This is a genomic window from Inquilinus sp., from assembly GCF_057815775.1.
On sequence record NZ_JBYRFX010001048.1, the window covers coordinates 1 to 9,573 of the forward strand.

General features: G+C 68.5%; 13 protein-coding genes and 1 tRNA gene. 11 read left to right on the forward strand and 3 right to left on the reverse strand.

Going from position 1 to position 9,573, the window contains the following annotated elements:
• The 4 genes from AC3XYG_RS37225 to AC3XYG_RS37240 form a co-directional block, all read left to right on the forward strand.
• On the forward strand, positions 1–214 hold a 214-nt coding region (locus tag AC3XYG_RS37225), incomplete at its 5' end, for a hypothetical protein (RefSeq protein WP_489144943.1).
• A gap of 10 nt (positions 215–224) precedes the next feature.
• Positions 225–695, forward strand: a complete 471-nt coding sequence (locus AC3XYG_RS37230; protein WP_489144944.1) for a hypothetical protein — start codon at positions 225–227, stop codon at positions 693–695.
• Positions 692–979, forward strand: coding sequence for an acylphosphatase (locus AC3XYG_RS37235; RefSeq protein WP_489144945.1), 288 nt, complete (start codon positions 692–694; stop codon positions 977–979). Before AC3XYG_RS37230 ends, AC3XYG_RS37235 begins: the two co-directional genes overlap by 4 nt.
• Positions 964–1,458, forward strand: a complete 495-nt coding sequence (locus AC3XYG_RS37240) for an NUDIX hydrolase (RefSeq protein ID WP_489144946.1) — start codon at positions 964–966, stop codon at positions 1,456–1,458. Before AC3XYG_RS37235 ends, AC3XYG_RS37240 begins: the two co-directional genes overlap by 16 nt.
• 28 nt (positions 1,459–1,486) lie before the next feature.
• Here AC3XYG_RS37240 and AC3XYG_RS37245 read toward each other — a convergent pair whose 3' ends face one another.
• Positions 1,487–3,025 (reverse strand): ABC-F family ATP-binding cassette domain-containing protein, encoded by a 1,539-nt coding sequence (locus AC3XYG_RS37245; RefSeq protein ID WP_489144947.1) that lies wholly within the window; start codon positions 3,023–3,025, stop codon positions 1,487–1,489.
• Positions 3,026–3,066: 41 nt separating this feature from the next.
• Here AC3XYG_RS37245 and AC3XYG_RS37250 point away from each other — a divergent pair, with 41 nt between their 5' ends.
• The 3 genes from AC3XYG_RS37250 to AC3XYG_RS37260 all read left to right on the forward strand — a co-directional run bounded on the left by AC3XYG_RS37250 (position 3,067) and on the right by AC3XYG_RS37260 (position 3,869).
• On the forward strand, positions 3,067–3,237 hold the full coding sequence (locus AC3XYG_RS37250) for a type II toxin-antitoxin system CcdA family antitoxin (protein WP_489144948.1): 171 nt from the start codon (positions 3,067–3,069) through the stop codon (positions 3,235–3,237).
• Between the two features lie 72 nt (positions 3,238–3,309).
• Positions 3,310–3,567: a type II toxin-antitoxin system CcdA family antitoxin gene (locus tag AC3XYG_RS37255; RefSeq protein ID WP_489144949.1), complete on the forward strand. Its 258-nt coding sequence runs from the start codon at positions 3,310–3,312 to the stop codon at positions 3,565–3,567.
• Entirely contained in the window at positions 3,567–3,869 is a 303-nt protein-coding gene (locus AC3XYG_RS37260) for a CcdB family protein (RefSeq protein ID WP_489144950.1), read from the forward strand. Before AC3XYG_RS37255 ends, AC3XYG_RS37260 begins: the two co-directional genes overlap by 1 nt.
• Positions 3,870–3,872: 3 nt before the next feature.
• Here AC3XYG_RS37260 and lipB read toward each other — a convergent pair whose 3' ends face one another.
• Positions 3,873–4,559, reverse strand: coding sequence for a lipoyl(octanoyl) transferase LipB (lipB, locus tag AC3XYG_RS37265; protein ID WP_489144951.1), 687 nt, complete (start codon positions 4,557–4,559; stop codon positions 3,873–3,875).
• Positions 4,560–4,645: 86 nt separating this feature from the next.
• Here lipB and AC3XYG_RS37270 point away from each other — a divergent pair.
• The 3 genes from AC3XYG_RS37270 to mgtE all read left to right on the forward strand — a co-directional run bounded on the left by AC3XYG_RS37270 (position 4,646) and on the right by mgtE (position 8,552).
• Positions 4,646–4,732: transfer RNA gene (locus AC3XYG_RS37270), tRNA-Leu, on the forward strand.
• 129 nt (positions 4,733–4,861) lie between these two features.
• Positions 4,862–7,156 (forward strand): NADP-dependent malic enzyme, encoded by a 2,295-nt coding sequence (locus AC3XYG_RS37275; protein ID WP_489144952.1) that lies wholly within the window; start codon positions 4,862–4,864, stop codon positions 7,154–7,156.
• 1 nt (position 7,157) lies between these two features.
• Positions 7,158–8,552 carry a magnesium transporter gene (gene mgtE / locus AC3XYG_RS37280; RefSeq protein ID WP_489144953.1) on the forward strand — a complete coding sequence of 465 codons (1,395 nt, stop codon included), beginning with the start codon at positions 7,158–7,160 and terminating at the stop codon, positions 8,550–8,552.
• 59 nt (positions 8,553–8,611) lie between these two features.
• Here the strand turns inward: mgtE and AC3XYG_RS37285 are convergent, their stop codons facing one another.
• Positions 8,612–8,887: a hypothetical protein gene (locus AC3XYG_RS37285; protein WP_489144954.1), complete on the reverse strand. Its 276-nt coding sequence runs from the start codon at positions 8,885–8,887 to the stop codon at positions 8,612–8,614.
• Between the two features lie 282 nt (positions 8,888–9,169).
• On the opposite strand from AC3XYG_RS37285, the gene AC3XYG_RS37290 reads away from it, so the two are divergent.
• The coding region (locus AC3XYG_RS37290) for an acyl-CoA dehydrogenase family protein (RefSeq protein ID WP_489144955.1) at positions 9,170–9,573 on the forward strand (404 nt) is incomplete at its 3' end.

Here is a 9,573-nt window from a genome sequence, read left to right on the forward strand (position 1 = left end):
CTGCTGGTGTCCCTGGCGGTCGCGGTGGGCGAGCCGGTCCGCGCCGGGCCCGACCGACCCCTACATGATCCGGACCGACGACCGGGCAATGGGTGCCTGGGCCGATTACTGCACCCGGATCAAGGACATGGCCGGGCCGAAGGTGCCGCCCAGCACGGAGAAGACGCGGATCGAAGGCGACCTGCGGACGTGTGAAGAGATCTTCGCCCAATGAGGCCGCAGGCTTGAAAAGCCGGGGCGCCGGGGACGAGGTTGAGGCCCGGACACGCTGGTTCGCCGACACCATGGCCGGCCGCGGCACCGGCCGCCCCCGGCCCGATGTGGCGGTGGGCGATCATACCCAGGCCCTGCTGGTCGAGCTCGAGACCGTGTTCGGCGCCGGTGCCTGGGTTGCGACCGTGATCCTCGCGGTCGCGGTGATCGAGGCGCATCTGCGCGAACAGGCGATGGCGTCCGGCCGGGCGGTCGACCCCTATCTCAACGCCGGGGCGCTGTTTCTCGAAGCCGGGCTGGACGAGCGCTTCGACACGCTGCGCCGGGCCCGCAACCGGGCGCTGCATGTTTCGGACCCGCCGACCCTGACCGTCGACATGCACTGGTTCGAGGCGGAGCGGCTGGAGGCGGAAGCGCGTTATGCCATCCGCCTCGTCGCCGCGGCGCTCTATGGCGGTGACCTGCCCGAGGACGAGGAATGAACGCCGGCCCCAAGGCCCTGGCGCTGCGCATCACCGGCCGGGTCCAGGGTGTCGGCTACCGCGCCTGGCTGGCCGGCGAGGCCGAGGTGGCGGGGCTGGACGGCTGGGTGCGCAATCGCCGCGACGGCTCGGTCGAAGCCTTGCTGTCCGGTCCCTCCGACATCGTGGATCGCGTGGCCGCCGCCTGCCGGCAGGGGCCGAACATCGCGCTGGTCGACCGGGTGCAGGTCACCGAAGCCGCCACGCCCGACCATCGAGGATTCGCACAATGGCCGACCCTGTGACCGAAGCCGTCCCCCGTCTCGGTGTCGGCGCCTTCATCCTGGATGATTACGACCGGCTGCTGCTGGTGCAGCGCCGGCGCGAGCCGGAGGCCGGGCATTGGGGCCTGCCCGGCGGCAAGGTCGATTTCGGCGAGACGGTCGAGGCCGCGGTGGCCCGCGAGATCGAGGAAGAGCTCGGTGTCGCCATCCGGCTCGACGGGCTGCTGTGCCTGGTCGACCAGATCGACATGGCGGCGGGCACCCATTGGGTGGCGCCGGTGTATCGCGCCGAGATCGCCAGCGGGACCCCGGTCAACCGCGAGCCGGCGGCGCTGGCCGAGATCGGCTGGTTCGCGCTCGACGCGCTGCCGGAGCCGTTGACCCTCGCCACCCGCGTCGCGCTGGCCACCAGCCCGCGCTACGCTGCGGCGGCAGCGCGCTCCCGGAAGCCGTCCGGCCCGTCGACCTCGACCAAGCGGCGGTCGCGGATCTTCCGATAGCGGGTGCCGGTCGGGCGGACGTCAGCCGTTATGCCGCGGCGGCAGCGCGTTCCAGGAAATCATCCGGCCCGTCGACCTCGACCAGGCGGCGGTTGCGGATCTCCAGGTACCGCGTGCCGATGGCGCGCAGCATGCGCCGGTCATGGGTGACGAAGACGCAGGTGGCGTCGTCGCGTGACAGCAGATCCTCCAGCCGCTCGCGGCCGGCGATATCCAGATGGTTGGTCGGCTCGTCCAGCAGGTAGATGTTGGGCTGGCGCAGGCGCAGCAGCAGGAAGGTGACGCGCAGCTGCTCGCCATAGCTGAGATTGCCGATCGGCGTCGCCTGCTTCTCGATCGGGATGCCGATGTTGTGCAGCTCCCGCACCAGCTCCGCATCGCGCAGGGTCGAGGCCGCCTGCAGGGCGCGGTTGACCGGCATCTGCCGCGGCAGGTCGGACAGGTGCTGGTCGAGATAGCCGGGCCGCAGCTGCGGATTGGCGGCGATCGACTGGCCGATCGGCGCGTCGCCCGCCACCGCCCGGGTAATCGCGGCCATCAGGTCGCGGATCAGGTGCGACTTGCCGGTGCCGTTCAGGCCCAGCAGCGCGATGCGGTCGCCGCGGCGGATGAAGTCCTGCTCGATGCGCAGCAGCTCCCGCCCGGTCTCGGTGCGCACGACATGGTCCTTGATCCGGATCAGCGTGGCGCGCTGCACCTCCGTCGTGTCGAGGTTGATGTCGCGGCGCGTCTCGCGATGGGGCACGGTGGCCTCCGCCCGGCGCTTATCGGCGCGGGACGCCACCGCCTTGGCGCGCTGGGCCATGCCGGGATTGTGGCCCTTCAGATTGGACCAGATCGCCAGCCGCTTGGCTGCGCGCTCCAGCCGCTCGACCTCCTTCTCGTCGCGCTCGGCCTGCTGCATCGCCGCCAGGTCTTCGCGAATCAGCTCCTGCCGCGCCTGGGAGAAGGAGGTGCCGTAGCTGCGCACCCGGTCGCCGCGCAGGATGATGGTCCGGTCGGTGACGCGGTCGAGGAATTCGCGATCGTGCGACACCAGGATGAAGGGCAGGCGCAGATGCTCGGTCAGCCAGCGCTCCAGCCGCATCACCTTGCCGACGTCGAGATGGTTGGTCGGCTCGTCCAGGATCAGCAGGTCGGGGTCGGCCAGCGTGGCGCGGGCCACCAGCAGCAGTCGCTGCCAGCCGCCCGAGAGCTCGGCGACTTTCTGCTGGTGCCACTGCTCCGGCTCGATGCCCAGCTCGTCCAGCACCATGTCGGCGCGCCAGGCCTGGTCGTCCCGCGCCGGCTCCGGCAGGGCCGTCACCAGGGCCTCGTGCAGGCTCAGCGGCAGAAGGTCGGCCGGCACCGCCTGCGGCACATGGCCGATCATCAGTCCGCGCCGGCGGACGATGCGGCCGCGGTCGAGCTCGATCTCGCCGAGCAGCGCGTTGATCAGGGTGGACTTGCCGCTGCCGTTGTCGCCGACCAGCCCCACGCGGTCGTCGGGGTGGATCGCGAAACTGGCATCCTGGAACAGGGCCCGGCCGCCGATCTTGAGGGTGATGGCTTCGGCCTGGAGGAGCATGATGGAACTCGGATATCGCGTTAGGACAGGGAGGGTATCAGATGCCCGATCACGATAAGGCGAAAGATTGTGACCCGACCGAGGCGACCGATGCCGACAAGCGCCGGGAAGCGGGCGCGCGTTGGAAGGAGGAGAACGCCGAGGCGATCAAGGCCCACAACGAGTGGGTCGAGCGGGAAGGCTTGAGCTTGAAGACGCTTCGGTTGTTTTGACCCTTCGGCCCGGCGATTGGTTCGGCTCGCTAGCCACTTGTCATGCGCATAAACTTGCGCATAGACTTGTTCATGTCCAAGCTTGATAGCAGCAAGACCCTAGATCAGGCGTTGCGCCGCCCGACCAATCTCAACCTCTCTGTCGAGGCCACTCGCCGGGCCAAAGAGCACGGGCTGAACGTGTCCCGGATCGCTGAGGAGGCCATCGTCGAGGCCGTGCGCCGCCGCGAAGGCGAACTCTGGAAAGAACAGAACGCCGAGGCAATCGAGAGCTACAATGAGCGAGTGGCGCGCGAAGGTCTCCTTTTGGCGAAGTATCGGCGCTTCTGATGCGTTTTGATGTCCATCGGCTGCGAGGAGCCGATGGCGTCTTTGCGCTGAATGTGCAGTCAGAATTTCATGATCATCTGCCGGCGCGAATCATCGTTCCGATGGCTCTGGCTCATTCATATTCTGCAAAGCCCATGAAGCGATTGCAGCCGATCCTGTCCGTCGACGGATATGAATATATTCTTGTCCCGACTGAAATGGCTGCCATTCCGGTCAGTGATCTGGGCGATGTCGTCGCCTCCCTGGCCGACCAGCATTCGGTGATCGTCGACGCCCTGGATTTCCTGCTCCAGGGCTTCTGAGACCTACCCCTCGAACACCTCGTCCCAGGCCTCGCGCAGGGCCAGGTCGACATCGTCCATCGTCACCGGCAGGCCGAGATCGACCAGCGAGGTGACGCCGTATTCGGCCAGGCCGCAGGGCACGATGCCGGCGAAATGCGACAGGTCGGGGTCGACGTTCAGCGCCACGCCGTGGAAGGTCACCCATTGCCGGACGCGCACGCCGATCGCCGCGATCTTCTTCTCGACACCGTCGCGCTCGACCCAGATGCCGACCCGGCCCTCGCGCCGTTCGCCCTTGACCTGGAACCGGGCCAGGGCGCGGATCAGCCACTCCTCCAGAGAATGGACGTAGTGGCGGACATCCGGGTTGCGCCGCTTCAGGTCGAGCATGACGTAGCCGACCCGCTGTCCCGGCCCGTGATAGGTGTACTGGCCGCCGCGGCCGGTGCGGTAGACCGGGAAGCGGTCGGGGGTCAGCAGGTCGGTGTCATGGGCGCTGGTGCCGGCGGTGTAGAGCGGCGGGTGCTCCAGCAGCCACACCAGCTCCGGTGCCGTGCCGGCGCGAATCGCCGCGACCCGGGCCTCCATTGCCGCCAGGGCCTCGGGGTAGGGCACGGCCCCGTCGTCGAATCGCCAGTCGGGCGCGATCGGCCCCGGACCGCCCCGGAGGGCGGTTTCGGCGGTGGCCGGAGACGGAATCGCGATCATTTCATCGGGCTGCTTGATCGGGCGCATCCGATCTGCTAATCCCCCCGCACCTCGGAAGGCAAGGGCCTCTTGGTCCTGCCTGCAGTGCGGTCGTGGCGGAATTGGTAGACGCGCAGCGTTGAGGTCGCTGTGGGCTAACCCCCGTGGAAGTTCGAGTCTTCTCGACCGCACCATTTATCGCAAGGCCCGCCCTCACCGGCGGGCCTTTCGCGTTTCGGGCCGCTGCGTCCGTCGCGGCCCTTCCGCCCGGGCGGAACGCTCCCTATAACGGGACGACCAGAAACGCTTTCCGGGTCCCGCGAATGTCCAGCGATCTGCGCGAAGCCGCGCTCGACTACCACCGCCTGCCGACGCCCGGAAAGATCGCGGTCACCCCGACCAAGCCGCTGGCGACCCAGCGCGACCTGGCGCTGGCCTTTTCGCCCGGCGTCGCCGCGGCGTGCGAGGCGATCGTGGCCGACCCGGCCCAGGCGTCGCAGATGACCAGCCGGGCCAATCTGGTCGCCGTCATCACCAACGGCACCGCGGTGCTCGGCCTCGGCAACATCGGCCCGCTCGCCGCCAAGCCGGTGATGGAGGGCAAGGGCGTCCTGTTCAAGAAGTTCGCCGGCATCGATGTGTTCGACATCGAGGTCAACGAGACCGACCCGGACAAGCTGGTCGACATCATCGTCGCGCTGGAGCCGACCTTCGGCGGCATCAATCTCGAGGACATCAAGGCGCCGGAGTGCTTCGAGGTCGAATCGAAGGCCCGGGCCCGGATGAACATCCCGGTCTTCCATGACGACCAGCACGGCACCGCCATCATCGTCGCCGCAGCCATCACCAACGGGCTGCGCGTCGTCGGCAAGGATCTGAAGTCGGTCAAGCTGGTCGCCTCCGGCGCCGGCGCTGCGGCGCTGGCCTGCCTCGACCTGCTGGTCGACATGGGGATGCCGCTGGAGAACATCTGGGTCTCCGACGTCGTCGGCGTGGTCTGGGACGGCCGCAACGAGCTGATGGATCCGCGCAAGCAGCGCTATGCCCGCAAGACCGAGGCGCGGACGCTGGGCCAGGTGATCGGCGGCGCCGACATCTTCCTCGGCCTGTCCGCCCCGCGCGTGCTGACCGGCGAGATGGTCGCCAGCATGGCCGACCGCCCGATCATCATGGCGCTGGCCAACCCGACGCCGGAGATCATGCCGGAGGAGGTCAAGGCCATCCGCCCCGATGCGGTGATGGCCACCGGCCGGTCGGACTATCCGAACCAGGTCAACAACGTCCTGTGCTTTCCCTTCATCTTCCGCGGCGCGCTCGACGTCGGCGCGACGGCGATCAACGAGGCGATGAAGATCGCCGCGGTGAAGGCCATCGCCGACCTGGCGATGCAGGAAGGGTCTGATATCGTCGCCAACGCCTATGGCGACCAGCAGCTCAGCTTCGGCCCGGAATACCTGATCCCGAAGCCGTTCGACCCGCGGCTGATCATCAAGATCGCGCCGGCGGTGGCGAAGGCGGCGATGGATTCGGGCGTGGCCACCCGGCCGATCACCGATTTCGACGCCTATATCGGCAAGCTGGAGGAGTTCGTCTTCCGCTCCGGCCTGGTGATGCGCCCGGTGTTCAACCTGGCGAAGGCGGAACCCAAGCGCATCGTCTATGCCGAGGGCGAGGACGAGCGCGTGCTGCGCGCCGCCCAGGTCGTGCTGGACGACCATCTGGCCAAGCCGATCCTGATCGGCCGCCGCGGCGTGGTCGAGCGCCGGATCGAGAAGCTGGGCCTGCGGCTGCGGCTCGACCGCGATGTCGAGCTGGTCGATCCCGAGGATGATCCCCGGTACAACGAATATTGGCGCCTGTACCACCAGCTGCTGGCCCGCCGCGGCGTCTCGCCCGACGTGGCCCGCACGGTGGTGCGCACCAACAGCACGGTGATCGCCGCGCTGATGGTGCAGAAGCAGGAAGCCGACGCCATGATCTGCGGCAGCATCGGCCCGTACCGGCCGCATCTGCGCGACGTGCTCAGCGTCATCGGCCTGCGCCCCGGCGTCACCGCCCCGGCGGCGATGAGCGCGCTGGTGCTGCCGCGCGGCACCTTCTTCCTGGCCGACACCTACGTCACCCCCAATCCGACGCCGGAGCAGATCGCCGAGACCACGCTGCTGGCGGCGGAGGAGATCAGGCGCCTGGGCATCGTGCCCAAGGCGGCGCTGCTGTCGCATTCCAACTTCGGCACCATGGACGGCCCGTCGCCGGTGAAGATGCGCCATGCCCTGTCGCTGATCCGCGAACAGGCGCCGGATCTCGAGGTCGATGGCGAGATGCATGCCGACGCCGCGCTGTCCGGCACCGCCAACCTGCTGATCCTGCCCTCGCTCGACGCCGCCAACATCGCCTTCAACATGTTGAAGGTGCTGGGCGAGGCGATCTCGATCGGACCCCTGCTGCTGGGCGTCGCCCGGCCGGCGCATATCCTGACCCCGTCGGTCACGGTGCGCGGCCTCGTCAACGTCACCGCGATCGCGACGGTCGATGCCCAGCTGGCGGGGACGGTGTGCCCGATCGACACCCATGCCCGCCAGGCATCGCATCTCGCGATCGAAGCCCTGTCGGTCTGAGGTGACAGCCGGGCCCGACGGCGAAACGGCGGTCGCCGAACCCCGGGAGTACGGCCTGCCGCCGGGCTTCGTCCAGGAGATCGAGGGCGCGCTCGACGATCATCGTTTCGCCGAGGTGGAGGAGCGGCTGGCGCCGCTCCACTCCGCCGACCTGGCGGGGCTGATCGAGGCGCTGCACCCGGATGACCGCCGCGTCGTCGTCGGCCTGATCCGGGTCCAGCTGACCACCGATGCCGAGGCGCTGACCTGGCTGAACGAGGATGTCCGTGAGGAGGTGCTGGACCTGCTCGGGCCGCGCGACGTCGCGGCCGCGGTGCAGGAGCTGGATTCCGACGACGCCCTCGCCCTGATCGAGACGCTGGACGAGGGCGAGCGGCACGCGGTGCTCGCCAACATGCCGGAGGAAGAACGGCGGGTCCTGCTCGAAGGGCTCGACTTCCCGGAATACTCGGCCGGCCGCCTGATGCAGCGCGAACTGGTCTCGGTGCCGGACTACTGGACCGTGGGCAAGACCATCGACTGGCTGCGCGCCGACGAGGATTTGCCGGACGAGTTCTACAGCCTGTTCCTGGTCGACGTGCACGGCAAGCCGAGCGGCCAGCTGCCGCTGTCGCGCTTCCTGCGCGGCCGCCGGCCGGCCAAGCTGGCCGATCTCGGGCTCGAGGACATCCACCCGATCCAGGCGGAAACGGACCAGGAGGAGGTGGCGCTGCTGTTCCGCCGCTACGGCATGGTCTCGGCGCCGGTGGTCGACCAGAACGGCAAGCTGCTCGGCGTCGTCACCCTCGACGACGTGGTCGACGTCATCGACGAGGAGGCAGAGCAGGACATCTTCCGCCTCGGCGGCATCGGCGAGCAGAGCGACCTCTATCGCGACGTCGCCGCCACCACCCGCTCGCGCTTTTCCTGGCTATTCGTCAATCTGTTCACGGCGGTGCTCGCCTCCAGCGTGATCGGCCTGTTCGAGGACACCATCGCCAAGATGGCGGCCCTGGCCGTGCTGATGCCGATCGTCGCCTCGATGGGCGGCAATGCCGGCACCCAGACGCTGACCGTCGCGGTGCGGGCGCTGGCGATGCGCGAACTGACCGACAACAACGCCGTTCGCGTGATGTGGAAAGAGGTGCTGGTCGGCGGGATCAACGGCCTGCTGTTCGCAGCCATCGCCGGCGGGGTGGTCTGGGTCTGGTTCTCGGATGTGCGGCTTGCCGGCGTGATCGGCGCGGCGATGATCATCAACCTGCTGGCCGCCGCCTTCTCCGGCACCGTGATCCCGTTGGCGCTGCGGCGCTTCGGGGTCGATCCGGCGATCTCGAGCGCGGTGTTCCTGACCACGGTGACCGACGTGGTCGGCTTCTTCGCCTTCCTCGGCCTGGCAGCGCTCGTCCTGCTCTGAGCCGCGTCAGCCCCGCCGCCGCCGGGTCGGCGACGACGGGGGACGGGACTTCTGCCGGCTCAGGCGGTGCCGGCGCTCTTGGCCTCGGCGGCGACGGTGATGACGTTGCGGGCGATGTTGACCGCCGGAACCTTCAGGTTCTGGCCGCCCGGCACGCCGCGCGTCAGCCGCTCCACCACGTCTTCAAGCTTCTCGATGTCGACCGATTCGACGCCCGGCAGCAGCGCCACCAGGGCCGCCAGCCCGACGACCTGGCCGAATCGCAGATCGCTCGCCACAGCCAGCTTCTTCAGCGCGTCGCGCAGCTCGGCTTCGCTAATGCCTGTGGTTTCCATAGTCAACAAGCCCTCCATCACCGGATCGGGGGCCACTGCGCAATTGCAGTGCATAGCCCGTCATGAATACTCAGGGTTGTAAGGGGCGATCCCCGCCCCTGTCCAGCCGTTCTGGCAAGATCATTGCGATTCCGCCCTGACTCTCAGGGCAATGCAATCGCAATCTCGCTGCGCTTGCCGGCGCGGGTCTCGGCCGGCCGCTCGGCATCGCGCGGCTTTTCTTTTGTTGCGCGGGCTGCGCTACAGTGCCGGCAAACACCGCCACGGGGAGCGATGCCCGCCATGATTCCCAATGCGCCGCAAGGCCTCGACTTCATGCTCGGCGAGACCGCCGACATGCTGCGCGATTCGGTCCGCAGCTTCGCCGATGCCGAAATCGCGCCGCGCGCCGCCGATATCGACCGCGACAACCAGTTCCCGATGGACCTCTGGCGCAAGATGGGCGACCTCGGCGTCCTCGGCGTCACGGTCGAGGAGGAGTATGGCGGCGCCGGCATGGGCTATCTCGAGCACATGGTGGCGATGGAGGAGATCTCCCGCGCCTCCGCCTCGGTCGGCCTGTCCTACGGCGCCCATTCGAATCTCTGCGTCAACCAGATCCGCCGCAACGGCACCGAGGAGCAGAAGCGCCGCTACCTGCCGAAGCTCATCTCCGGCGAGCATCTCGGAGCGCTCGCCATGTCCGA

Coding starts and splice junctions, on each gene's coding strand:
- AC3XYG_RS37260 (WP_489144950.1), top strand. CDS start 3,567: ATGCGTTTTGATGTCCATCGGCTGCGAGGAGCCGATGGCGTCTTTGCG.
- AC3XYG_RS37250 (WP_489144948.1), top strand. CDS start 3,067: ATGCCCGATCACGATAAGGCGAAAGATTGTGACCCGACCGAGGCGACC.
- lipB (WP_489144951.1), bottom strand. CDS start 4,559: ATGATCGCGATTCCGTCTCCGGCCACCGCCGAAACCGCCCTCCGGGGC.
- AC3XYG_RS37245 (WP_489144947.1), bottom strand. CDS start 3,025: ATGCTCCTCCAGGCCGAAGCCATCACCCTCAAGATCGGCGGCCGGGCC.
- AC3XYG_RS37240 (WP_489144946.1), top strand. CDS start 964: ATGGCCGACCCTGTGACCGAAGCCGTCCCCCGTCTCGGTGTCGGCGCC.
- AC3XYG_RS37275 (WP_489144952.1), top strand. CDS start 4,862: ATGTCCAGCGATCTGCGCGAAGCCGCGCTCGACTACCACCGCCTGCCG.
- AC3XYG_RS37235 (WP_489144945.1), top strand. CDS start 692: ATGAACGCCGGCCCCAAGGCCCTGGCGCTGCGCATCACCGGCCGGGTC.
- AC3XYG_RS37285 (WP_489144954.1), bottom strand. CDS start 8,887: ATGGAAACCACAGGCATTAGCGAAGCCGAGCTGCGCGACGCGCTGAAG.
- AC3XYG_RS37255 (WP_489144949.1), top strand. CDS start 3,310: ATGTCCAAGCTTGATAGCAGCAAGACCCTAGATCAGGCGTTGCGCCGC.